Raw genomic sequence first — 23,620 nt, 5'->3', positions numbered from 1 at the left:
AAATAGGCATTTACGGCTTCTGATAAAGTTTTTTTAACTGATTGTTTGTTTTACTGAGAGGCAAACTTCTATATTTGCAACCCAGAACGGAAAAGAAGGAGGGATGGGTGAGTGGCTGAAACCAGTAGTTTGCTAAACTGCCGTACTCGCAAGGGTACCGCGGGTTCGAATCCCGCTTCCTCTACACAACTTCTGGAAGTTTAAAGTGCTCTTATTTTATTTGAAGAAAGAGCAAATAATACCCTCGGGGAGTGGCGCAGCCCGGTAGCGCATCTGGTTTGGGACCAGAGGGTCGCAGGTTCGAATCCTGTCTCCCCGACGAGAAATAGAGATTGGCAGGTCGAATCCTGTCTTCCGACAAAAAAGGCAGTCAGCCGTATGCAGATACTGCTAACTGCCTTTTTCTTTTGGTCCGGTAGCTCAGCTGGATAGAGCAGCTGCCTTCTAAGCAGCAGGTCATGTGTTCGAATCACATCCGGATCACGTAAGGCACTTAGCTTTTTGCTGGGTGCTTTTTTCTTTGACGACAGATATTTATCAATTTTCCAAATTGGCCTCGCTGCTGGGCGCAACTTCACCGTCCGTGAGACAGAATTGGCGTGGGAAAAAAGTGGTAAGCTGATGGTCAATGAATCGGCTGCACGTCAGCTTGGGTTTGAGTCGCCACAAAAAGCAGTAGGTGCAATTGTCAATTGGGGACAGGCTTTTGAGATTGTTGGGGTGGTAAAAGATTACAACGCAATGAGTAGTAAATCATTCGTTGACTAAGCCAACCGCAACTTTTTTATCCCTTTCTGTAACATTCGTTTTAGTGTGCCCTTGTCATGCCGGGTACTTTTGTTTCAGTTTTTCAGCCTTTTGTAAAAGGTTTTGGGAAATGAAACAAAACGATCAGCCATGAAAAATATATTCATCACCGCTTCCGACGGCTACCGGCTAAGCGCCTTGTATGCATCACCAGTCTATAAAAAAAGGGGAACCATAGTAATCAGTTCCGCTACCGGGATTAAGAAGGAATTTTATATCAATTTCGCCATGTTCCTCATTGGTCAGGGTTACACCGTGCTGTTGTACGATTATCGCGGGATTGGCGGCTCAGCGCCCGATGATCTTCGTACGATGGACGCCTACATGCATGAATGGGGCACGAAAGACATGAATGCTGTACTCAAATACCTCGTTGAGGAACAAGGGTTGACCTGCATTATATGGCTTGGCCATAGCGTGGGTGCGCAATTGGTAGGTTTTCTTGAAAATCCTGAACATATCAGTAAGGTAATTTCAATCAACTCCGCATTGGGTTACTGGGGCTATTTCCCGTTTCCCATGAAGTGGCTTATCTGGATGCTTTGGTACTTCATTGGGCCACTGATGATCAAGATTTACGGCTATGGGGTCATGACAAAAATTGGCTGGGGAGAAAATCTGCCGCGTAATATGATGTGGGAATGGAGGGCATGGTGCCTTAATAAAAGTTATTTCAAGGATTCGCTAAATAAAATTTTACGGTCCGACCAGTTTTGCCAATTTACAATCCCCATTACGGCGGTTTACACCAGCGACGACTTTATAGCGAATGATAAAACAGTGCCGCTCATGATGAAATTCTTCCCAAATTCCCCTCAAACAATCCTAAAATTATCTGTAAAGGAACATACGAAAGATAAAGTAGGGCATACGGGCATATTCAGGAAGAAATTCAGGGCAAATCTGTGGCCTCTTTTGATGGAGGTAATTGAGAAGTAAGTAGTTCGTCTATTGCCCGATAGCCCGTTGGCAATGATATGTAATCCGCTTTTGCACCGGCTTTGAGTAGTATATCCACCGATTCTGGCGTCCGCCGGTCGGTCCAGTAGGAGTCCACGCAGGCGCGCACCGCCAATTGCAGTGGACTCCTGCCATTTCTATCCGGCGTATCAATGGGTGATCCTCTTTCCACGAGTAATTTTATGATCTCAGGCTGCGCATGCCAGGCAGCTACATGTATTGCAAGACTTCCTTCCGGGATTTCAAAATAACCATCACCCTCCTGAAAAGGCGCATCTACCTCGACACCAAGATCCAGCAATTGTGCAACACCGCCCACATTTCCAGTTCCTGCGAATTTTGCCAGCAAAGTTCCGCTCATGGACAACAGTTCCGTCAAAAGCCCGGGTTCTGTCTGCAAAATACGCTTCACCAATTCACTATCCCCAAATGCACATGCCTCGATAAGGCGGTCAATGCCCTGTAAAGTATAAGCCGTTCCGCGCTTTCTGAAAGTAGACAGCACATCGCTGCGGCCTTCTCTGGCAGCCCTGGCAGCGGCAGTAACACCTTCGCTCGTCACCGAGGGGTTGGCCCCATAATCGATTAGAAGTGAAATGATTGCTAATGATTGTTACGCTTCAATGCATGGTGAAAAGGGGTTGCCGTATCCCAATGACCATTCGGGTCTACGCCATATTCGAGCAGGTATTTTACGCCATCGTAGTCATGCCAGTCGTGTTTGCGGATGAGCATTAGCACAAGATTTTCGGTTGAAACTTTCCCGGTTTCAACCAGTGCAATCATTGCTCCGTTTTCATCGGTTTCGGGAGAATGGTATACTGCCTCACCATCGTTGGGATCGGCTCCATATTCCAGCAAAAGTTTTGTCAGCTTCTCATGATGGGCAAGGCCAGCTGCGCCGTAAAGTGCGGTTTCAAACTCGGGATAAGTGCCCGTAGTCCAAAAACCGGAGTTCGGATCCACTCCTGCATCCAAAAGTATCCTGGCTGTTTCTAGAAAAGCTTCACTTTTCTCTTTTTCAAGTCGCAGATATTTTGACATACATAAATAAACCAATGCGTTACCGCCAAAAGGTGCAGCCTGACTCGTGACACTTCCGGGATCGGCCGCCACGAAATCGCGGACAAGTTGTGCATTGCCAAGTATGGCAGCCGTGTAAATGCTTAGGCCCGCCAATTTACGGTACAATGAGAGCATGGTATTGGCCTCATCCAACGACCCGTGCCAAATGGCAGCGCGGATGAATGCGGTTTGGATATCCTCTGGTTCCGACAACATATCTGTTTTCTCAGCTATACTTTCTCAGATTAATGTTTGAAAACTAATAAGTTTCCGCCAAATGTTCAATAGCGGACACGCCACGTTCTTTTGCGGACATAAAATTCATTCAAAAAACCTTCAAGTAACGCTAATTTGCCCTATTCATGCACTTTTAAAAAAGTGGCATGGATTTGTACGATAAAATAGAAACTAATCAGATTTAGCTATGCGCCGGACTTACCTTGGAGAGTTTGAGGAGGTGGTTTTACTCATGGTCGCTATTCTCGACGGCGAGGGTTATGGCGTCACGATCAGCCAGACGCTGGAGGAGCACACGGGGAGGAGTGTCACTTTCGGGACAATACATAACACATTGATCCGGCTGGAAGAAAAAGGTTTTGTGAAATCCGAGTTAGGTGGCGCGAGTGCTGAGCGCGGTGGCAGGCGAAAACGCATATTTAAAGTGACCGCGCTCGGCAGCAGGGCCTTGCATGACATTCAGCAGCTTCGCAAGGATCTCTGGCAAATGATCCCTTCCAATACTTTAAAACTGAGCGGGATATGAGAGCCACCAAACAGCCCGATCGCCAGTCGCCGCCCGGCTGGATGCAGCAATTGCTAACATTATTGCATCCTAAGAATACATTAGAGGAAGTGGAGGGTGACCTGGACGAATTATATGACCATTGGTATCAAAAATCAGGAAAATGGCCAGCCAATTTAAAATATCTATTCAACGTAATGTCCGTATTGCCGCCATTTGTGCGTCGGCGGAAGCAAGCAAATCAATTCGGAAAATCTTCAATCTTAAATATAGCCATGATCAGAGACTACATTAAAATCGCCTTTCGTAACCTCGCCAAATACAAGGCAAATTCGGCCATTAACATCATTGGGCTGACTTTCGGGATGACGTGCTTCTTTCTGATCTCGCTCTACCTTTTCGATGAATTGACATTTGATGCTTTTCATGAAAATGTGGACCGGATTTACCGGATAACCCAGAAACGCACTTCTGAAAATGGCAAGCAAACACATGTATCCTCAGTCGGTTACCAGATTGGGAAGTACGCTACAACCGAATTGCCGGAAGTTGAGAATGCCGTGCGGGTGACTGCATTAGGTCGCATGAATGTTTCTGACAGTACTGGCAGAAATGTGTTTCTCAGGGAGATTACCATTGCGGATGAGCATTTTTTCACGGTTTTTGATTATCATCTCACTGCGGGTAACCGGGCTACCGCTTTGCAGCAACCATATACCACGGTTATTTCCCGCCAAATGGCACTGAACCTGTTTGGTACGACCGATGCGATCGGTAAAATCGTGGATACCGATGGTTTCGACACGCCTTTTCGGGTGACCGGAGTTTGTGAAGACGTTCCTGCCAATTCCAGTTTTCAATTCGACATCCTTTTTTCGGAAACCACCATTCATAGCGAAAAGTGGTTTACGGAAGATTCCGGCAGCGACTGGTCTTCAAATAATTTCGTGACTTACCTTTTACTGAAAGATCATGCGCAAAGTCAATCTGTTGCAACGAAAATAAAGAATGCAGTGGCAGGGCATTTGCCAAAAGACCAGAAAGCAGGCATTTTCTTTCTTCAGCCTTTGCGGGATATCCATTTTTATTCTGAGGATATAGATAACAGCGCGGAACGGAACAATAGCGTGGGCCGGATGGGCGACATTACTTACGTTTATGTGTTTGCGATCATTGGCATATTTGTACTGCTCATCGCCTGCATTAACTACATTAACCTCACCACTGCGCGCGCCTCGCGTCGGGCAAAAGAAATTGGTGTCCGGAAAGTAGCGGGTGCGAACCGCGGAAGTCTCACTTTCCAGTTCCTGATGGAATCGCTGGTGATTACCTTCATCGCATTGGTTATTGCGCTGCTTGCCGTCCAACTGGCTTTACCCGGGTTTAATGCTTTTACAGAAAAGGCCCTGGCCATGAATTTTTCATCTGATTACCGCATATGGCTTATCGTCGTTTTGGCAACACTTCTTACTGGCCTGCTTTCAGGAAGCTATCCCGCATTTTTGCTTTCGAAGTTTCAACCATTATTGCTGATAAAAGGAGTTACCTCGACGCCCGGAACCAATAAAACCCAGTTACGGCAGGGTCTGGTGGTTTTTCAGTTTACATTATCGGTAGTCATGATTGTGGCGACGCTGGTCGTTTATTTGCAGCTGCGATTTGTAAGGACTAAAAACCTGGGTTTCAATAAAGAACAACTGGTTATAGTCGATATCAATAGCGGCAAAGTCCGCGATAATTTCCAGACAATTAAATCAGAATACAGTAAGCTGGCTGGCGTTAACCAGGTTTCAGTTTCCTCCCGCGTTCCGGGCGAATGGAAAAACCTGGCGCAAGTTGAAGTGCATGTTCCGGCAGCTCCCGCAGGAGTGAATTCGAATATGACATTCATCGGGGCTGATGAAGATTTTCTGAAAACATTTGACATTAAGTTGCTTGCAGGCCGGAACTTTGGAAACAATGCGCCTGCGGATTCGTCCTCGGTACTGATCAACGAATCGGCGGCGAAGGAGCTGGGCATTCATTCTCCGGGTGAACAGTGGATAAATATTCCGCGCAGGGGAGGCAACGGGAATATGTATCCGCTCGACGTTCCTTTAAAGGTGCAAATAGTGGGTATCGTTAAAGATTTCAACTTCCGGTCGCTGCGGGAAACCATTTCGCCGCTGGTGATCGGTTACCGTGTGAACCCGATCCAGCAGATCGATTATTTCACGATCCGGTTGTCCGGCAAAGATTCACCGGAAACGATCGGGCAAATGAAGTACATCCTGCAAAAAATAGATCCGGAAGATTTGTTCGAATACCATTTCCTGGATCAGCAACTGGCCTTGTTTTACCGGGAAGATGCCCGACGCCAGACCATATTTATCAGCATGGTGCTGGCGACAGTTTTCATTGCTTGTCTGGGATTGTTCGGTTTGTCAGCATTTACTGCCGAGCAGCGGGCAAAGGAAATTGGTGTTAGAAAAGTGCTTGGAGCCAGTGTAGGCAGCATTGTTTCCCTGCTTTCCAAAGACTTTCTGAAGCCGGTTTTAATCGGAATCCTGCTTGCTACCCCGCTTGCCTGGTATGCCATGGATCGCTGGCTGCAGGATTTCGCCTATAAAATCGACGTAGAATGGTGGATGTTTGCGCTGGCAGGTTTCCTGGCGATCAGCGTCGCATTGCTCACAGTCTGTTTTCAATCGATCAAGGCGGCTTTGATGAATCCGGTTAAGACTTTGCGCAGCGAATAGGTTATCTCAATGGCACCTGTTGCAGGTGCACAAAAAGATCTTTATGTAGACCATCAGCGAATATCCGCCGCATTAAAAAAGGGAGGTGTAAGAAAAGGGACGGGAGTTAGATTATTTGGCGATTTGGTCAACCAAAATCCTCAATCTATTGTAAAACGGCTCTGCAATTTTACTCGGACGGATGTCCCAACCACGGTCGTAGTTGACAATGCAGGATCCAATAAAGCTTTTCGTTTTTTCCCTGACAACGGGATCGAGGATGGATAATTTGGAAATCCGGCCCCTGTCAATGCCTGACTTGGAAGGTTCGGCTAAAATCAGTGCGGAAAATTCGTACTTCCCAACATTGCCGGATACCCAAAGCGCTCCGGAAATCCTGGGATCGCGGGACCGGTCTTTTATTTCAGCATGGATCTCCTTTTCTTTTGGAGAACTGATTTGCATCGTTTGCTTATCCAGATACTCATCAATTGCCTTGGTAACATGCACCAAAGGATCAGAGCCGTCGAAGGCACTTAGATCCTTAAGTTTATTGATCTGTTCATCTTTCAGGCGAAAGTTTTTGTTCAATACTTTGCGCATATACCTTTATCAGTCTGACGATTCATTCAAAAATACGCAGGTTTGTAAAAGATATTCTAGCAAAAAAGACATTTGACCTGCCGATTCCAAAATTTGTATTTATTCTTAGTATAGATAGGATAGTGCAGGTGATTACTGCCCTGGTATCATTGTTGTAAGCATTGCCGATATGAAAATATTACTTATCGCAATCATGATGCTCACAGCCGATCAGCCCCGACAAGCATTGGTATTTTACAATGCAGAAGGCGTAGCGTTGCTGGAGAAGCAGTCAAAGGAGTTCAAAATCAATGAGGGCGGGCTGACGGAACGGGATATCCAGTTTACTCCAATCCAGCTTTCAAAAGAAACCGGATCAAAATGGAGCAGATGGAAGGTAGATACTTCCAGCGCTTTTACCTTTATCCTGGTGGGCAGAGATGGCGGAGAAAAACATCGGTCAACGGAATTTGTGTCGGCGAAAGAACTCTTCGCGTTGGTAGATGCAATGCCGATGCGAAAGAGTGAAATAAAAAACAATCGCTAACCTCATTGCTCATGGAATTTCAGCGGAAGAATATTTTAGTAGCTGGTGGTAGTGCCGGAATTGGTTTATCCTTGGTCAAAATGCTTTGTGCAAATGGCGCAAATGTTTATGTAGTTTCGAGATCTGCATCGGATGAATGGGACGAAAGTGTGCGCCATATCCCGCTTGATGTTACTGCTAACGTTGCGGCAATGAATGGAGCCTTGCCTGAAACGCTTCACGGATTTGTATATTCAATTGGTAGTATCAACCTGAAGCCCTTCGCTAGACTTACAGACGAGGACTTTCTGAATGATTTCAATCTCAATGTATTGGGTGCTGCAAAGCTTATCCAGCAAGCGTTAAAGCCGCTCAAAACCGCAAAAGGCGCGTCCATTGTTTTGATCAGCTCGGTTGCTGCCCAAACCGGGATGCCATATCACGCCAGCATTGCAGCCGCAAAAGGTGCCGTGGAAGGGTTGGCACTGTCGCTCGCAGCAGAACTGGCAGCGCAGCAAATCCGCGTGAATGTAGTAGCGCCGTCCCTCACGGACACACAACTTGCTCAAAATCTGCTAAGTACGCCAGAAAAACGTGAAGCCTCTGCGAAAAGACACCCGACAGGTAAATATGGTCAGCCCGAGGACATTAGCCATGCAATCGGCTTTTTGCTATCCGACCAAAGCAGTTGGATGACCGGGCAGGTAATCGGAATCGATGGTGGGTTAGGAAAGCTTAGGCTGATTTAAGGGTAACCATACCACCTGCTGATCCGGCTCGTGCGGTTGTCCGATGATACTTTTATACAATTCGGGCCGACGTGCTTTAAGGTAGCGGTAGCCTCCTGCTTGTTTCAGTTTTTCAGGCGTAAGTGTTGCGATCGCAATGTCGTTATCCAGTTCCCGGCATTCTGCAATGATGTCTCCAAACGGATCCAGGATCATGGAGCAGCCATTTTTGAGCTGATCATGATCCATACCAATTGGATTAGAAAAAATCGCATAAATCGCATTGTCGTAAGCGCGTGCAGGAAGCCACTTCATCAGCCATGCCCTTCCTTTCAAACCGTCGAATTCCTGCCGGAGGGAAGTGGGGTCGGCGTGGCGGTTGTACCAAAGTTCCGGATCCACAAATCCTGCACCCGGGCGGGTAGAAGGCGTGCACATGGTGACGTGCGGCATGAAAATAATGTCGGCGCCAAGTAGTTTGGTTGCCCTTACATTCTCAATAATGTTATTGTCGTAACAAATCAATATTCCGCATTTCCAGCCTAAAAGATCAAAAACGACATACTGATCGCCGGGTGTAAGATGCGCATTGATGAACGGATGCAGCTTACGGTATTTTGCAATCAATCCATTTCCATCCACACAGACGTACGCCTTGAACATTTTGTCCGCCTCGTCTTTTTCAAACAAACCTGCGAGAATGACGATGTTGCTTTCGCGTGCAATGCTGATAAGTGTCTGAATGCTCGGCCCATCAGGAATTGGCTCCGAAATTTCAAGCATTTCCTCCCGTGAAAGTTGCATTGCGAATGTATACCCGGTTATCGAACATTCGTGGAAAGCAATTACTTCGGCGCCTTTTGCAGCAGCCTCTTTCGATAACTGCCGGATGATTTCAAGGTTACGGGCCTTATCCCCGCTATGGTTTTCAAATTGAGCAGTTGCAATTTTTATTGGGTTCATGACTGAATGGAGTGGATGCTGTTTCAAAAAGGATCTTGTTGCAAAGATATTTGATCCGTTCTCATAACTCTATACCTATAATGTACCGGTTGGCTTTGCCGCATGCAGGAGATGTAGAAAACGCTTAAACCAAATCCCAACCTTTCCTGGGCTTCCGTGAAAGCAACTTATTCGCTTCCTTATCACCAATAAACTTTTCCTTCTCCGCATTCCAGTTCAATTCTCTTTTCAGGCGGTATGAAATCAATCCCAAGTGCATGGGGATTGTCAGTTCGCGGGCATAAGCCAGGTTTGATTCGGGTTGTTTGCGGGATTTGACGGCGTCGACGAAATTTTGCTGGTGGCCGGGGGACCTTGGATTTGTGATGGGGATCTCTGGTATATCTGCCATTGTAACGCCATTGATGGTAATTTCTTTGGTACTGTAATCGCAGATCAATGTTCCTTTGTCGCCTTCAAAATAAGCGCCGATTCCCCGGTTGGCGGCTCTCGGAACATCAGGTGGTATTGCAGTCCAGAAAATTTTCAGGTTTTCGAATTCATAATCCACATTCAATGTCTTGGGCGCATCGGCAATGCCGGTGTAGGCCTCGCCGCGTGCGCTGATCTTTTTCAATCCTGTGGGCTGAATGGAAGAATAAACTACATCCGCTATGTGGCACCAGAAATCAGCGAATTCACCGCCCGAATAATCCAGGAAGTATCTGTAAGTAAAATGGCATTTTTCAGGAATGTAATCCGTATAAGGCGCGGGACCCAGCCACATATCCCAATTTAAGGTCTTAGGAACAGCCTGAACTGTAGGAGAACCCAATTCTTTTGTGGTGGATTGTTTCCATAACCGCACCGTATGCACATTTCCAATCGCACCTGATTTGATAATCTCAACCACCCGGTGAAAATTATCTCCCGCATGGATCTGATTGCCCATTTGGAAGATCCGGTCGTGCTTGTTCATATGTTTGAGCATCATTTTGCCTTCTTTCAAACAATAGGAAAGCGGTTTTTCGCCATACACGTCCTTACCTGCCTGAAACGCGAGGGTAGCAATCTGGGCGTGCCAATGATCCGGAGTAGCTACGGTGATGGCATCGATATCTTTTCGTTCAAGGACTTTACGGAAATCGCCGTATGTATCTACTTTGGCGTTGGGTTGCATAGTCAGCAGTTTTTGCTTCGTTTCGCCCAGGTGCAATTCATCCACATCGCAAAGTGCAACGATCTCAACCTCAGCAAGGTTAGCGAACCATTTCATGTGATTGTTGCCCATACCACCTAGTCCGATGTGTGCAATGCGCAGCCTGTCGCTTGGTGCGGCCTTGCCATGCAGCGATGGCAAAATCGTAAAGCCCAGCGCGCCAAGACCAGCCATTTTAACAAATTCTCTCCTGTTGGTATGTATGCTCATGATGATCGGGGTAAATAAACATTTATTTAAAGCCCGATCTGGCCTGAAAATTACTCTGATTTGTTAGCGAGGTCGCAAGTAAGGAGACAATTCCAGCACATCCACTTTCAACAACCGGCTTTTGAAAAGATCGGCTTTGTATTTGAAAATGAAGTTCCGCAGCGACATGCCGGTCTGGTTCATGATGCAGAGATTGGCCCCTTCTTCTGAAATATTGAATCGCAAAAGCAGCTCAGGAATGCGTATGTTTTTGTTTAAATGCAGCTCATTCCTGAGGTATTCAATTATCGCATCGGCCAGGGTTTGTTGGGATATTTTTTCTTCGGTTTTTTTACTTTCAAAATTATTTCTTGCCAGAACTGTCACAAAAAGCTCGACGCTACCCTGGATCAGTTTAATGTATGAAGCCGACCGCTGCATTACCTCAAAAGACATTTGCTGGATCAGATAGGCGATCGTTTGCCCATCATGCTCACTTTGAAGTGGCCTGCCCTGGGTGAGCCGGTTATTGGTACAAAGATTTTCAGCCTGCTTATAAGTGTCCGCAAAATTGGGTGTCAATGCTTTTTTTCCTTGAAAATTTTCCGCCAGACAAGAATCGAAAGCGATCATAAAAACCTCTGTTTCCCGATCTTCCTGAAACAAAAGCCGCTGACCGGGTTTGAGAAGAATAATGCCCTGTCTGGAATAACCGCGCATTTGGTTATTCAATATAAAATTCCCCTCGCCGGACATGACGAAAATGATCCGGTAGTGTTCAAGGTGCTCTGGGTTGCTTTCCCAATTCCTGGTCTTGCTTTGAAGCAAATGGAATTTTTTACGGGCATGAAACTTGATTGCTGGCATACACAAATTGGCTTTTCTACAATACCAATTTTATGAATCAGTTAATCAATTAAAATTAAGAATAGCGGAAGGCCGATTTTCGGGAGCCGAAACGTCGATTTCTGATGCAGAGTTGTAACCGCTACTTACCTTCCCAGCCAGTTTTTAAATTCCGTAATGCGTTCGGAGCTAATGTATGTTTCCTGCGTCAGCGTTGGATTCAGATCGATTTTGAGTTTGCCAGCGGAAATAACATGAATGTCTCGGATGGCATTGAAGGAAATGAGCATGGTCCGGTTAATGCGAAAAAAATCGGCAGGATCAAGCATTTGAGATAGCTTTTCGAGGCTATATTCCATTGCGAAATGCCTACCATCGAACAGGCGCAGAAAGGTTGCCCTTTCCTCGATTATGAAATAAGCAATATCCAGGGTCTTAAATGTAAAAATCCGTGACCCGGCCGTGGCAAGAAAACGGTCCTTATATTTGGTGATCAGCGTGGTTGCAGGCAGCCCATTTTCCGCATTACTGTCCGTACTGCCCTTCGAAGATTCGGACAGCCTTTTGAATTTCATCAGTGAGTTTTGCAGTTCGAGCGGATTGATGGGTTTCAAAAGGTAATCAATGCTGTGCGCCTTGAAAGCTTTTTGCATATACGCATCAAATGCTGTCGTAAAAATGATCGGGATCATGAGATCCAGGCTTTCAATGATCCTGAAACCATTGTCGTCCTCCAAATGAATGTCCAGGAAAATCAGGTCTGGCTGTATTTTGGCCGGATCTTGCAGATACGAAATGGTTTCAAAAACGGAAGGGATGACAGCGAGGACCCCAATGGTAGGATCAATGCTCAAAATCAGGTTTTGGAGCCGCTCCGCACTCAGTTCTTCGTCCTCAACAATCAGCACATTCATGATATTAGCGGGATTTTTACGACAAAATGGCCCTCACTTTTATCAATAATAACCTCCTTATTCAGCAAAAGCTTGTACCTGTTCACAATGTTTTTCAGGCCCAGTCTGGTCGTCGGCTCGCCGGGTAACCTAAGTTGCAAGGGGTTGCTGACAACCAACATGCCGCTTTCAATGGCAATACGAATGGACAGCGGATTATTGAGCGACATGGTGTTGTGCTTGACTGCATTTTCAATCAAAAGCTGCAAGGTAAGTGGGATAATGGAATACCGTTCGAGGTCTTCGGCGGTCAACTGCACATCCATCAGCACTTTTTCTTTGAACCGGGTCCGCAGCAGAAAAGTATAGGTTTCCAGAAACTTGATTTCCTCTTTTAAACTGATTTGGTGCAATTCCGCCTGTTCCAAAATGTAACGATAGGCGAGGGATAACTGTTGAATGAATTCGCTCGATTGCTCCGGCCTCGACTCCACCAGAGACGAAAGTACACTCAGGTTATTAAACAGAAAATGCGGGCTGATCTGGTTTTTCAAAGCAAGAAACCGGGCGCTCATATTTTCTTTTTCCAGCTTTTCGGAATTGACCAGCAATTTTTTCATCTTCTCCTGAACCTGGTTACTAACGCAGAGATAATAAGCTGCTGTCAACGCCAGAATGGTCAATGCCTCGTTTGCACGAATCTGCATAGGCCTGATAATCAGCCATTGGGGATGGCGGGTGAACGGTGTGGGCATTCGGGTCCATAAATGACCCATTTGTCCCCAGGTATAACTCAGGATAAAATTGAACAGAACCGCAAGCAGGATGGAGGGGATCAGTGTAATCAGCTGGTTGGAAAGTTTGAATTCCAATGAGTTATTACTGCCTGTCAGTATTGACATCTTTTGCAATACCCAATCAACCAGGTAAATCCAGCTGGTGTAAAAAATAGTACTGATGATTATTTCAACCGAAAATAAAGGCAGATTCCCTGGGATGGTATGCCACCGTTCGGGCGGAACGTTGATGTATGTACGTAGGGGAATGTAGATAAGTGCCAGCGCAAAACCGAGCAGCCACTTCTGACCGAAAATGTAAGGCCTCATTTTTTGATTTTCATATGTTCATCATTCAACATACGGAAACAGGCATTTTCAGTATGATACTACAAAAGTAAACGGTGGTTCCAAATACTTGTTCCGAAGCCACTTTTATCATCAAAATGAGCTTTATCCCAATCAGATCGACTTTTCATTTTAACAAAATCAATCAGAATATCATGGAATAGGAATCAGCATGTTTGGGGACCTGCTGCTCCACGTTACTATTTACCTGATCCTGCTCTCCTGTGCTACATTTGCCCAGCCTGTTGCTCCCAGAAAGCAATTTCATCTCTACCTGCTTGCCGGACAATCCAATATGGCGGGACGTGGAGCGGTGGAGGAACAAGATAAAACAACCCACCCACGAGTTTGGGTTTTGACGAAAGATAATATCTGGCAACTCGCTACGGAGCCTTTGCATTTTGATAAACCTGCTGTAATTGGAGTCGGGCCGGGCTTTGCGTTTGCGAAAGCAATGGCTGATTTAGATACTAATCAAGACCCCCATTGTCACTTCCCAACCCGATCAACCGGCCTGAAACGCAATGCACTCCATGTGTCGTTGATGGAAACTGCTGTGACCGTTGTAATGCCATATTCTTCTCCGGTTACACGAATGGTATCCCTGCTAATTAATCACAGTCGGCCCACCTTTAAATTTGAACTTCTTGATAATGTCTTTCATTTCAATTTTCGGTTAAAATAAATCCAACCACCTTTAACTGAGATTGGTGCAAAAACAAATATGGCGAGAAGCTGTGTCCAATGACTACCAGTTGCTTTGAAATAAGAAAAAGTCGCAAACCCGGCAGTGATCAAAGCCAGCGCATAATTGACGGTCATGCTTTTTCTTCCTGCGACCAATTGCGTTACGATGCCGCCAACTAATGAAAAAAGAAGTCCGTAAAGTGCAGTCAAAATCATAAAACTTGTGGAAGCATCACCATGCGGCTTAACGCCGGATACTCTGAACAGCAGCAGCGAACTGACCACAAAAACAGTATAACCTCCGATTACTGCGATAATTTGTCTCAGCATAGAGCTTCCCTCAAATGATGGTTCTTGATAAATTTCCGCAATGAACAAAAAAATGCAATGTGTAAGTAGCTTAACTAATAACTAAAGCGCTGCGCTTCCGGCAATGTCGATACATGCGCGATTTTACCCTGTCTGAAATCCTTATATAATGCTTTGATTTCGTCTTCTTTATCCGCAATGAAAGGCCCATAAGAAACGATTGGATCATTCTGCGGCTGTCCAGCGTATAGCACAACACGTCCGCCCGATGCGCCGCCTTTTAAGGTAAGCTCGCCTGGTGCATTAACCGAAAATTTATTCAGCCAGCCAATCTGGTTTTGTTTCAATACCTGCTGATCCTCACCGACTTCAATGCTACCTTCAATCACATATAGAAATGTATTGTAGGACGCACTAAACGCCTGAATTGTTTGAGCGCCAGGCTCTAACAGAATGTCTGCGACGATAATGGGGACGTGGTTTTGTATTGGAGAAGTCAAACCTGCCAGAGAACCGCTATACAACCTGATATCCACACCGTTTAAGGAAGTTTTCGGAACCTGTTCCCAGGCAAGATCCTGCACGCGCGGCGTAGTCCAACGATCCTTTTTAGGGAGGTTCAGCCACATTTGCAAAAGGCGCATCCTGGATTCGCGGTCAATGGATTCGGTATGCACAATGCCGCTTCCGGCGGTCATTATCTGGAAATCGCCGGCTTTCATCATGTGCGCAGAGTCGCCCATCTCACCTTCCAGCAACAGGGATACGGTTTCAAACCCTGCATGAGGGTGCGGCCCACCGATCGGCTGACCATTCTTTTTGTCCAGAAAATCGTCCATGAGAATGATAAAAGGGTCGCTATTTACAAAGTCGTTTTGGATGACCGCGCGGGCTGTGTGATCAGGGCCAAGAAAACCCTGATGTGGATGCGGTGTTTGTATATTAACCAGTTTTCGTTTAAAGCTTTGAGTTTCCATCACCATGTGATTTATTAATTATTAGGTAACAAAGCCTACATTTTTTTAGCAGGCTGCACAGTTTAAACAAAAATGATTGACTTATTATTCAGGGAATGGTACTATACTATTGGTTAGTACTTTTTTTGTAGCGGGAGTTTAATTTTAAAATTTAACTATACATGATTGTTTTGACGGAAGGCGGGTTGCGCTAACTTTGAAACATCAATAAAACGCGAATAAAAATGAGCATTTTGGTAACGGGCAGTGCCGGCCACCTCGGAGAAGGCGTCGTGCGTACGCTACGGGCGCAGGGGAAAAAGGCAATCGGACTGGACATCCAGCCTTCAGCATTCACGGATCTCGTCGGATCGATTGTAGACAGGGGTTTCGTGGAAAAGGCGATGGAGGGAGTCGTCCATGTAATTCATACCGCTACATTGCACAAGCCGCATGTGGGCACGCACAGTAAGCAGGATTTTATCGATACCAACATTTCCGGCACACTAAACTTGCTCGAAGAAGCAGCTTCGGCCAATGTAAATTCGTTCGTTTTCACAAGTACGACCAGTGTTTTCGGGGAAGCGATGAACCCGCAGCCGGGTCAGCCAGCCGCTTGGGTGACCGAAGAATTGACGCCGATACCCAAGAATATTTATGGTGTTACCAAGCTGGCCGCGGAAAACCTTTGCGAACTCTTGCATCGAAAGAGTAGTATGCCAATCATTGTGTTGAGAACATCCCGTTTTTTTCCCGAAGACGACGACAATGCGCTGATCCGCCAGGAATATGATACTGTTAATGTACAGGCGCTTGAACTGCTGTATCGGCGGCTGGACATCGAAGATGCTGTAAATGTGCACCTGCTTGCATTGGAAAAAGCTGCTTCGGTTGGTTTTGGAAAATTCATTGTCTCTGCCACTACGCCATTTGCGAAGGAAGATCTTAGTATGTTGCGCGAAAATGCGCCAGAGGTGATCAGCAAATATTTTCCCGATTGCAAAAGCCTCTTCGAGAAAAAGGGATGGAAGATATTTCCCAATATTGAACGGGTGTATGATAGCAAACTCGCCACAAAGGAACTCGGCTGGCAACCCGGATATGATTTTGCATATGTGCTTCAATGTTTGAGAGAAGGCATGGACTTTCGCAGTCCTTTGGCAATAGAAGTGGGAAGCAAAGGATATCATCAGGAACAATTTGATCAGGGACCGTATCCGGTAGAGATTTAGGTAGTTGTTTGTAAATTTTTTTCTAAAAATCCAATTAGCTAATGAAAACATTCTTTCTGAGATTTTTTGATTTCAATTACTGGGCTAACCAAACCATTGCTGAATTTTTGATAGAACACAATATCCAGGATGAGCAGATAATCCGGATAATGAGTCATTTGGTACATGCGCAAAGCAATTGGTATTACAGGGTTTTGAAACAGCAGGCGGATGTTCCTGTTTGGAATAACCTTCCGCTGGTAGCAATTTCCGATGGGTTAGCCAGCAATGGTGAGCTTTGGGTTGAACTGATCAATACCTTCAATGAGGAAGACTTCAACGAGAAGCTTGATTACAAAAATATGGCTGGTGAGCCTTTTCTGAATACAGTCTCGGATGTGTTGACGCATCTGGTCAACCATTCGACTTATCACCGCGGACAGGTCATTTACCTGATCCGTAGTCTTGGAATTGCGCCTCCTGGCACGGATTATATCAGGTATGCTAAAATGTTTTAAAGCTTTTAGTTGGTTGCAATAGTGATTTTCAGGTCAATATCCTTGTCAACCAACGTCCTGTCGGCCCAGCTGCCAGTGTATCCGACATTCCATCTGAAACGGTCGATTATGAAATGGGCAGTATAGCGTGTAGCGTTTTTGGATACCTTAAATTGAATCGACTGAGTAACGCCCCTCATCGTAAGATGCGCGGAAATATCCAAACTATCTTTGCCGGATTGTTTGATTTTATCTAAAATCAGGCTGGCCGTCGGAAAAGTCTGAACGTCGAAGAAGTCTTTACTTTTCAAATGAGTATTCAAATTCCTGATCGGTATTGGGTCAGTTTTGGGAATATCGGTAACGGTCAGATTTTTCATATCAATCGTAAAACGGCCTCCGATTAATGTGTTTTTTTTGACGATCACATAGCCATTCAGCAGCGGAACTTCGCCTTCATGCTTTCCAGCGCCGAACATTTTGGTGCCTTTCCAATCAATTTTGGATGTTGCCAAATTCACTTTTAGTGTATCATTGAATGAGTGCAACGCAGCTCGAAGCGGTCGGGAAATCATCATGCAAGAGAGGAAAGCCAGGGATAAAAGTGGCAGGAAGCGTTCGTTCATAGTTGTAAATTAAGAATGATTTGCGGCAGCGCATTTGGCAAATCAAGAAATACCTTGGGTTAATTCGAAAAATAATAGATGAACCGTCTGAAAAGTCGACCATTTGAAGTGGTTACGGGATTTTAATTGATTAGATTTGGTTAAGCAGGGCTTTCAACTGCTGCTAACATTTAAATCTCAACCCATGATCATTCACAGTCTCGACGAACTCGCAGAAGGATTTCAGGAGAAATATCCTGAGCTAACCAAGTTTGAATGCTTACAACTTGCCCAGCAAAACCTGATTCTTCAGGCCATTCACGAGGCAAACGGAACCACACCAAGCGGCCGGCCACATTTGTCGCTGGCTATCGACAAACTAAGTCAGATCCTAACGCAATTGGAGAAAAATGGAGGGAATTAGTGGCAAAAGCGCGATCATTTTTGGAGCCAGCGGATTCATTGGGTCGTATCTTATGGATGAACTGTTAAGGGATCCGGACTACGGACAGATCACTGTGGTGGTCCGGAAAAGCTTGAATGTTTCTCATCCCAAACTCAAAATTCTGATCGGCAACTATCAAACATTGCCCGATTTGAAAGACCAGATGGTTGCTGATGAAATTTATATCGCGCTCGGAACGACAAAGCAGAATACGCCCGACCAGGCAGAATATTACCAGGTGGATCATGACTATCCGGTTCTGGCAACCAAAATCGCCAAAGAAAACGGCGCAAAATCTGTCCTGATTGTTACCGCAGTGGGATCGAAAACGGGCTCCAATGTTTTCTATATCAGGACAAAAGGTGAAACCGAGCGTGACATTATTGCCCTGAACCTGGAACATACCTACATTTTCCGTCCATCGATGCTCATGGGAAACCGGAAAGAGAGCCGGTCATTGGAAAAATTCCTTATCAACGTTTTCTCGCTACTCAATCCACTTTTTGTCGGCCCAATGCAAAAGTATAGAGGTATTGAGGGGAAGGATGTTGCAAAAGCAATGATCCAGGCGGCGAAACGAGCGTCTGAAAAAGTGAAAATTTATGAGTGGAAGGAAATGAATCCGCTGTTATAACGCATCTATTCCAGCTTTAAAGGTGGGCCGACCACCTTCATTTCGTTCGCTTCAAAAATCTTAGCGACTTCCGCGGGAGTTGGTTCGTGATCCAGCGCGGCCATGGTGATGAAGAAATCTTCCAGTTTGCCCGCAGGTTGCATGGTAACCAGCATTTTGCCTTTTGGAGATGCTTGCGTCCAGGCGTGTGGAACTGTGCGGGGAAGGAAAATGCTTTCGCCGGTTGTCAGACTAAATTTCTCCCCGCCGACCAAGAATTGATACGAACCTTCAATGACATAAAATATCTCATCTTGACTAGGATGGACGTGCAGCGGCGTGCCCCGTCCCTGGCTCAATGACGTCTGTTCAAAAATGGCCAAACCACCATTGGTATCACTGCCCGAAATTTTGACGTCCAACACGTTGGAATTGACACCTTTTAATTGAATGTGCCCATGTTTCCTACCTTCTCCGGCCTTTGTTTTAAATACCTTAATAATATCCTTTACAGCATTCTTACCTTTTGCAAAAGCCATCAACGGTAGAGAAGCCAACACGGCGAGACTGGAAATGAAGCTAATTCTTTTCATGGTTTGGTTGAGTTTTAAGGATTTCAATTCAGGAAGATCAATGAAACAGCCTGGCCCAATGATTCCAGAAGGATTTTGCAGGTGAAGTTAAGCGTTTGGAATTAGATTTGTTTGGCCGACTTTTAGTCTGGTAGATTGGATTTTCGACTTTTATGTAAGGATCATTGCCAATAAACGAAAAGCCTTTGTCGGGGTAAATAGCCAAGAATTGTGCTATCACTTCAACTTCGTCTGATAAGTATTCGTCATTTTTAAATTTTTCGAGCGGTCCGACTTCTACAATATGATGATTAAGGAACTCGTCGTAGCCATATAGAAATAACATCCCCTCATGCTTCGCAGCCAAAGAATCAATTAGCTTGATGACCAAGCTCTCTTCATTTGTCATGGCATTAGAGTTTTAGAGTTTCGGAAAGAATTTTGATAACATTTTTCGCGATTTCGAAAGAGACAATACTTCTTGTTTGATCAATATATTGTTCTCTGTAATCAGCCACAAGTCTTTCGGCCTTCAATTTGACCATTTCACCATTGAAGAAAAGGGCCTTCATTTTATCAACTTCAAGCAATTTCGTAAATGTCGCATTGATAATCAAATCATGAGATCCTAGCGTATCCAGGCGATCTCTCTCTCGATAGCTCCGAATACCTCTGATCTTGTGAATGTGTAGCATGTATTGAAAAACGGAATAATACGAGCAATGAACGCTACTACAATAATTGCCGTGAGTGTAAATCAATAACTTAGCAGAGGCCAAATTCTCCTCATGCCTTTTAAGGTAATTGTTATTCATTGAGAAGCTTACTCTATTATAATTGGGCAAAACCATCGGCAGCAGATTGCCAATATGATTATAAGCCCAGCCAGGAGGGATTTACTTCTGCAAAGTGGATTTCGGAAAGGAGGATTCATCCTGCGGCAGGGCCGAGATATCTAGCGGTTATTTATGTGAGCTAATGGGTGCGGAAGGCTCCCATCACTTTCCTTCAAACAACTTAATCGTATAATCCAGCAACGCGGTATCGCCCGACTTGCCATGGCCCGGGATAACCACTTTGGTGTCGGGGTATTTTGATTTTAGCTTGGTGACCGTGGCTGGCCAGGCGTTGACGTTGGCGTCGGCGAGGTTGCCTTTTGTTGCATTGATTTCCTTGATCAGGCAGCCGCCAAACATGATTTTGTCGCTTGGGAAGTAGCCAATGACATTGTCACGGGTGTGTCCTTCCCCGAAAAATTCTGCAGTCACTGTCCGCTTGCCCACCTTCAGGTTCATTACCTTGTCAAAACCGGTTTGCGGGACGGGGAAGCCTCTTTCTTTGGCTGACACAATGGTCGTGTTATTGGCATATGAGGGAACGCCACGGCGGTGAAATTCCCGCAGGCCACCTACGCAGTCTTCATGAAAATGGGTAGGAATCACGGCTATTGCTTTGCAGTTCAGACTGTCTTTCAGCCAGTTCAATAAAAGGGCCGACGTGCTATCATCAGCGGGGGTATCGAAAATAACGGCTTCCCCTTTGTCAAAAACGACCATTCCGTTACACGCAACTTTCCCAAATGTCTGCGTCTGCAAATAGGTGATATGCTGGTAAACATTGTCGGTAATTTTTTGAATGATGATTTTATCATTGCTGATGCCTTTGTCGGATACTTGGGCCGAGGCGGTTTTGAGTGTCAGAAGGACGAGACAGAGAAACAAATACGATCTGATCATACTTATATTGGTTTGTTTTATTGGATTGAACAAATAAAACAGGATTTAGATAAATATTCATCATTGATTCCAAGATAGCTCGGCCCCTTGTATTTATATCTGGGTTTGTTATGACGGTTAAATACTGACTAACTTGGAAAAATTTCAACCTGGTTTGCTGTATGGATTTCCTAAGCCGTTTTTTTGCCATTGTTTTGCTTTTCTCATGCTTGACCCAATGCAGGAAGAAAGTAGGGGAAAGTGAAAGTCTTCAAACGTTAGTGTCAGATGTTGAGCATATCAATGGCAAATCGGCTTACCTGAACACACCTTACATTACAGCGGGTGATCGCGTGTACATGGTTGGGACGCAGGATGGGGCTTTTCCCGAATTGGGCTGGCATGTTACGGGAGAAATGGGCGGGATCTGGGACCACCCGATTAAGCTGATGGACGGCTTTGTAGCGACGATAACCTCCGATAATCGGCAGGTTTGCCTGATGAAAGCAGATACGTTCACCAATTTTCCATTTGCCAATAAACATATTTTTCGAAGTGGTTTGAAAGACCTGGTCGTCGAGCGTTTCCAGTTTGTTCCCGATGGGAAGGAGGCAGTTGTAATCGAGTTTAATTTTACCAATACCGGAAATGATACCAGGAAATTCACATTTGACTTTACCGGTTACTCCGATCTGAGGCCGGTGTGGCTTGGCGAGCGCACGAGTATGGTCGACGGCCAGGACATCGCCGTCTGGGAAAAATCTTCACAGAGTTGGGTTGTTAAGGATAGCCTAAACGACTGGTATGTCCAATTTGGATCGAATACAGCTCCTGAAAAGCATTCACAAGGCGTTTTTGCATGCGATTACAAGCCGAAAGGAAAAGGTGCGATAGCTGCGATCAGTTATTCGCTTGAAATTGCAGCCGGTGCATCACTACGCATTCCGATTACAGTTTCAGGATCCTATGAATCGGCTGAAAAAGCCGGTGAAACATTTGCCGAAGTGCAAAAAGACGCCGCTAAAATGCTCACTGCCAAGAAGCAGCGTTACGCAAGCATTTCGGAAAAATCAAAGCTTACAATTCCCGATAAAGAATTGGAAGAAGCATTCCGATGGGTGAAATACGATACCGATTGGCTGGTAAGGGACGTTCCGGCGGTGGGTCGCGGCTTGTCAGCGGGTGCGCCGGATTATCCATGGTGGTTTGGTGCGGATAGTGAATATGCATTAAAAGGGCTCATCGCTACCGGGCAGCCCGACCTTGTTTACAGCGCGATAGCTGTTCTTGATAAACTTTCAGAAAAAACAAACGGAAATGGCAGGATCATCCACGAAGCGTCCACCAATGGCGCAGTATACAATCCCGGAAACGTCAATGAAACTCCCCAGTTTGCATCGTTAATTGCAGCCGTCTATGCCTGGACAGGTGATAAGGAGTTTTTGAAAAAGTATTTTCCCGTCATCAAAAAAGGCCTTAACTGGCTTCTGAAAGAGAATGACAAGGACGGTAACCTGCTTCCGGATGGTTTCGGAATGATGGAGATCCACGGCATGGATAGTGAAATGACCGACGTCGCCGCATATACCCAAAAAGCATTTGCCGACGCTTCTTATATGGCAATGGAATTAGGTGATAGTCAGTTATCAGCACAATACAAAACCATTGCAGGCCAGCTGCGTACGCTGATCAACCAAGATTTTTGGGTTCCTGAAAGCAATTCATTTGCAGATTTTATTGGTACTCCAGTCCAAGCGATACGATTAATTGACGATGCAATAGTCAGAGCAGACACGCTTAAAAAACCCTGGGCTGTTGCTGAATTAAAGGCTGCGAAGTCGGCCGTTATCAGGAGTGGGGCGAAACAAAAGAAGGGATTCGTCGTACATCACAATTGGGTGGTGAACACGCCGATGGAAACTGGCATTGCGGATAGTGCAAAAGCCCTGGCCGCATTGGAAACGGCTTCAAAATTCACAAACCCGTTTGGCGCATTTGTCACAGGTATCGACAGAGATGAATCCGCCGGGAAAGATGAACGCTCGGTGGCGGGAAACAATAAGGTGTTCACCTACACAGGCGCTGTGATGACTTTACCAACCGGCGTATTGGCGATTTCCGAGAATAATTATGGCCAGCCCGATAATGCATTAAGCTATCTCAGACGCATGACAAAGTCGTTCAGCTTTGCATTACCCGGGTCGATTTATGAGGTATCTCCCGATTATGGCATGATGTCGCAAGCCTGGAATGTGTATAGTTATGCCGTTCCGATTGTGCAGCAATTTTTTGGTGTGAATCCGGAATCTTCGAAGAAAACAATCCATTTTCAGCCGCAAATGCCCTCCAAATGGAATGACGCAAAACTTGAAAATGTAATCGTCGGGAACAATGAGCTTGATATTGTTTTCAAACGATCCGGGAAAGCAGAACAATGGGATTTAACTCAGACAAAGGATGACTGGAAGGTAATGTTGACGTTCCCGAAGAATAAATTTAACAACTGGCGTGTCAATGGTAAAAATGTGCAGCCAAGGCAACAGGGACTATTTGACATGTTTGAAGTCACCGGAAGCAACATATCGTTGTCGATGGATCGCCAGTAATAAATAATTGAACATAATTATGAAACCATAGGTATCAATTGACCAAATGATGTTTAAATTCGCG

At 45.4% G+C, this 23,620-nt stretch carries 27 protein-coding genes and 3 tRNA genes; 15 read left to right on the top strand and 15 right to left on the bottom strand.

Going from position 1 to position 23,620, the window contains the following annotated elements:
• Nucleotides 1–97 precede the first annotated feature (97 nt).
• The 5 genes from FHS68_RS08200 to FHS68_RS08180 all read left to right on the top strand — a co-directional run bounded on the left by FHS68_RS08200 (nucleotide 98) and on the right by FHS68_RS08180 (nucleotide 1,746).
• A tRNA-Ser gene (locus tag FHS68_RS08200) sits at nucleotides 98–184 on the top strand.
• Between the two features lie 61 nt (nucleotides 185–245).
• Nucleotides 246–319 (top strand) — tRNA-Pro (locus FHS68_RS08195).
• A gap of 90 nt (nucleotides 320–409) precedes the next feature.
• Nucleotides 410–483: transfer RNA gene (locus FHS68_RS08190), tRNA-Arg, on the top strand.
• Between the two features lie 18 nt (nucleotides 484–501).
• The gene (locus tag FHS68_RS08185; RefSeq protein ID WP_229211819.1) at nucleotides 502–768 is read left to right on the top strand and encodes an ABC transporter permease; all 267 of its coding nucleotides are present in this window, start codon (nucleotides 502–504) and stop codon (nucleotides 766–768) included.
• Nucleotides 769–897: 129 nt separating this feature from the next.
• The gene (locus tag FHS68_RS08180; protein ID WP_167269028.1) at nucleotides 898–1,746 is read left to right on the top strand and encodes an alpha/beta hydrolase family protein; all 849 of its coding nucleotides are present in this window, start codon (nucleotides 898–900) and stop codon (nucleotides 1,744–1,746) included.
• Here FHS68_RS08180 and FHS68_RS08175 read toward each other — a convergent pair.
• A complete protein-coding gene (locus FHS68_RS08175) occupies nucleotides 1,700–2,329 on the bottom strand; it encodes an ankyrin repeat domain-containing protein (protein ID WP_167269026.1) in 630 nt (209 codons plus the stop codon). The two genes, FHS68_RS08180 and FHS68_RS08175, sit on opposite strands and share 47 nt — an antisense overlap.
• A gap of 41 nt (nucleotides 2,330–2,370) precedes the next feature.
• Nucleotides 2,371–3,048, bottom strand: a complete 678-nt coding sequence (locus FHS68_RS08170) for an ankyrin repeat domain-containing protein (protein WP_167269024.1) — start codon at nucleotides 3,046–3,048, stop codon at nucleotides 2,371–2,373.
• A 208-nt stretch (nucleotides 3,049–3,256) separates the two neighbouring features.
• On the opposite strand from FHS68_RS08170, the gene FHS68_RS08165 reads away from it, so the two are divergent.
• Together FHS68_RS08165 and FHS68_RS08160 are read left to right on the top strand one after the other, a co-directional pair.
• On the top strand, nucleotides 3,257–3,595 hold the full coding sequence (locus FHS68_RS08165; RefSeq protein ID WP_167269022.1) for a PadR family transcriptional regulator: 339 nt from the start codon (nucleotides 3,257–3,259) through the stop codon (nucleotides 3,593–3,595).
• Nucleotides 3,592–6,312, top strand: a complete 2,721-nt coding sequence (locus tag FHS68_RS08160) for an ABC transporter permease (protein ID WP_167269021.1) — start codon at nucleotides 3,592–3,594, stop codon at nucleotides 6,310–6,312. Before FHS68_RS08165 ends, FHS68_RS08160 begins: the two co-directional genes overlap by 4 nt.
• A gap of 111 nt (nucleotides 6,313–6,423) precedes the next feature.
• Here the strand turns inward: FHS68_RS08160 and FHS68_RS08155 are convergent, their stop codons facing one another.
• Nucleotides 6,424–6,894 carry a DUF7678 domain-containing protein gene (locus FHS68_RS08155; RefSeq protein ID WP_167269019.1) on the bottom strand — a complete coding sequence of 157 codons (471 nt, stop codon included), beginning with the start codon at nucleotides 6,892–6,894 and terminating at the stop codon, nucleotides 6,424–6,426.
• Nucleotides 6,895–7,063: 169 nt separating this feature from the next.
• On the opposite strand from FHS68_RS08155, the gene FHS68_RS08150 reads away from it, so the two are divergent.
• Nucleotides 7,064–7,420 (top strand): DUF4174 domain-containing protein, encoded by a 357-nt coding sequence (locus FHS68_RS08150; protein WP_167269017.1) that lies wholly within the window; start codon nucleotides 7,064–7,066, stop codon nucleotides 7,418–7,420.
• 11 nt (nucleotides 7,421–7,431) lie between these two features.
• Nucleotides 7,432–8,148: an SDR family NAD(P)-dependent oxidoreductase gene (locus tag FHS68_RS08145; protein ID WP_167269016.1), complete on the top strand. Its 717-nt coding sequence runs from the start codon at nucleotides 7,432–7,434 to the stop codon at nucleotides 8,146–8,148.
• Here FHS68_RS08145 and FHS68_RS08140 read toward each other — a convergent pair.
• From FHS68_RS08140 to FHS68_RS08120, 5 genes are all read right to left on the bottom strand, one after another.
• Nucleotides 8,125–9,090: a nitrilase family protein gene (locus FHS68_RS08140; protein WP_167269014.1), complete on the bottom strand. Its 966-nt coding sequence runs from the start codon at nucleotides 9,088–9,090 to the stop codon at nucleotides 8,125–8,127. The two genes, FHS68_RS08145 and FHS68_RS08140, sit on opposite strands and share 24 nt — an antisense overlap.
• 124 nt (nucleotides 9,091–9,214) lie before the next feature.
• A complete protein-coding gene (locus FHS68_RS08135) occupies nucleotides 9,215–10,498 on the bottom strand; it encodes a Gfo/Idh/MocA family protein (RefSeq protein WP_167269012.1) in 1,284 nt (427 codons plus the stop codon).
• 63 nt (nucleotides 10,499–10,561) lie between these two features.
• The gene (locus tag FHS68_RS08130) at nucleotides 10,562–11,344 is read right to left on the bottom strand and encodes a hypothetical protein (RefSeq protein ID WP_167269010.1); all 783 of its coding nucleotides are present in this window, start codon (nucleotides 11,342–11,344) and stop codon (nucleotides 10,562–10,564) included.
• A gap of 125 nt (nucleotides 11,345–11,469) precedes the next feature.
• Nucleotides 11,470–12,237 (bottom strand): LytR/AlgR family response regulator transcription factor, encoded by a 768-nt coding sequence (locus FHS68_RS08125; RefSeq protein ID WP_167269009.1) that lies wholly within the window; start codon nucleotides 12,235–12,237, stop codon nucleotides 11,470–11,472.
• A complete protein-coding gene (locus FHS68_RS08120) occupies nucleotides 12,234–13,322 on the bottom strand; it encodes a sensor histidine kinase (RefSeq protein WP_167269007.1) in 1,089 nt (362 codons plus the stop codon). The genes FHS68_RS08125 and FHS68_RS08120 overlap by 4 nt, the downstream gene beginning before the upstream one ends.
• 190 nt (nucleotides 13,323–13,512) lie before the next feature.
• Between FHS68_RS08120 and FHS68_RS08115 the strand changes: the two genes are divergently transcribed.
• Nucleotides 13,513–14,025: a sialate O-acetylesterase gene (locus FHS68_RS08115; RefSeq protein ID WP_167269005.1), complete on the top strand. Its 513-nt coding sequence runs from the start codon at nucleotides 13,513–13,515 to the stop codon at nucleotides 14,023–14,025.
• On the opposite strand, the gene FHS68_RS08110 is transcribed toward FHS68_RS08115, so the two are convergent.
• A complete protein-coding gene (locus FHS68_RS08110; RefSeq protein ID WP_167269003.1) occupies nucleotides 14,001–14,357 on the bottom strand; it encodes a hypothetical protein in 357 nt (118 codons plus the stop codon). The two genes, FHS68_RS08115 and FHS68_RS08110, sit on opposite strands and share 25 nt — an antisense overlap.
• A gap of 74 nt (nucleotides 14,358–14,431) precedes the next feature.
• Entirely contained in the window at nucleotides 14,432–15,313 is an 882-nt protein-coding gene (locus FHS68_RS08105) for a pirin family protein (RefSeq protein ID WP_167269001.1), read from the bottom strand.
• Between the two features lie 224 nt (nucleotides 15,314–15,537).
• On the opposite strand from FHS68_RS08105, the gene FHS68_RS08100 reads away from it, so the two are divergent.
• Nucleotides 15,538–16,524, top strand: coding sequence for an NAD-dependent epimerase/dehydratase family protein (locus FHS68_RS08100; protein WP_167268999.1), 987 nt, complete (start codon nucleotides 15,538–15,540; stop codon nucleotides 16,522–16,524).
• Nucleotides 16,525–16,565: 41 nt separating this feature from the next.
• Complete coding sequence (locus FHS68_RS08095; RefSeq protein WP_167268997.1) at nucleotides 16,566–17,021, top strand: DinB family protein; 456 nt, start codon at nucleotides 16,566–16,568, stop codon at nucleotides 17,019–17,021.
• 5 nt (nucleotides 17,022–17,026) lie between these two features.
• On the opposite strand, the gene FHS68_RS08090 is transcribed toward FHS68_RS08095, so the two are convergent.
• Nucleotides 17,027–17,626, bottom strand: coding sequence for a YceI family protein (locus tag FHS68_RS08090; RefSeq protein ID WP_167268995.1), 600 nt, complete (start codon nucleotides 17,624–17,626; stop codon nucleotides 17,027–17,029).
• Nucleotides 17,627–17,810: 184 nt separating this feature from the next.
• Between FHS68_RS08090 and FHS68_RS08085 the strand changes: the two genes are divergently transcribed.
• On the top strand, nucleotides 17,811–18,029 hold the full coding sequence (locus tag FHS68_RS08085; RefSeq protein WP_167268993.1) for a hypothetical protein: 219 nt from the start codon (nucleotides 17,811–17,813) through the stop codon (nucleotides 18,027–18,029).
• Complete coding sequence (locus FHS68_RS08080) at nucleotides 18,016–18,684, top strand: NAD(P)H-binding protein (protein WP_167268991.1); 669 nt, start codon at nucleotides 18,016–18,018, stop codon at nucleotides 18,682–18,684. The genes FHS68_RS08085 and FHS68_RS08080 overlap by 14 nt, the downstream gene beginning before the upstream one ends.
• A gap of 5 nt (nucleotides 18,685–18,689) precedes the next feature.
• Here the strand turns inward: FHS68_RS08080 and FHS68_RS08075 are convergent, their stop codons facing one another.
• The 4 genes from FHS68_RS08075 to bla all read right to left on the bottom strand — a co-directional run bounded on the left by FHS68_RS08075 (nucleotide 18,690) and on the right by bla (nucleotide 20,971).
• Complete coding sequence (locus FHS68_RS08075; RefSeq protein ID WP_167268989.1) at nucleotides 18,690–19,256, bottom strand: cupin domain-containing protein; 567 nt, start codon at nucleotides 19,254–19,256, stop codon at nucleotides 18,690–18,692.
• A 37-nt stretch (nucleotides 19,257–19,293) separates the two neighbouring features.
• Complete coding sequence (locus FHS68_RS08070; protein ID WP_167268987.1) at nucleotides 19,294–19,644, bottom strand: hypothetical protein; 351 nt, start codon at nucleotides 19,642–19,644, stop codon at nucleotides 19,294–19,296.
• A gap of 4 nt (nucleotides 19,645–19,648) precedes the next feature.
• Nucleotides 19,649–19,930, bottom strand: coding sequence for a hypothetical protein (locus tag FHS68_RS08065; protein WP_167268985.1), 282 nt, complete (start codon nucleotides 19,928–19,930; stop codon nucleotides 19,649–19,651).
• A gap of 303 nt (nucleotides 19,931–20,233) precedes the next feature.
• Nucleotides 20,234–20,971, bottom strand: a complete 738-nt coding sequence (bla, locus tag FHS68_RS08060) for a subclass B1 metallo-beta-lactamase (protein ID WP_167268983.1) — start codon at nucleotides 20,969–20,971, stop codon at nucleotides 20,234–20,236.
• A gap of 161 nt (nucleotides 20,972–21,132) precedes the next feature.
• Here bla and FHS68_RS08055 point away from each other — a divergent pair, with 161 nt between their 5' ends.
• Nucleotides 21,133–23,556 (top strand): glucosidase family protein, encoded by a 2,424-nt coding sequence (locus FHS68_RS08055; protein WP_167268981.1) that lies wholly within the window; start codon nucleotides 21,133–21,135, stop codon nucleotides 23,554–23,556.
• Nucleotides 23,557–23,620 lie beyond the last annotated feature (64 nt).

The organism is Dyadobacter arcticus (genome assembly GCF_011762185.1).
Lineage (GTDB): Bacteria > Bacteroidota > Bacteroidia > Cytophagales > Spirosomataceae > Dyadobacter > Dyadobacter arcticus.
Note: the sequence above shows the minus strand (reverse complement) of the source record. Positions and strands in the feature narration are given on the sequence as shown.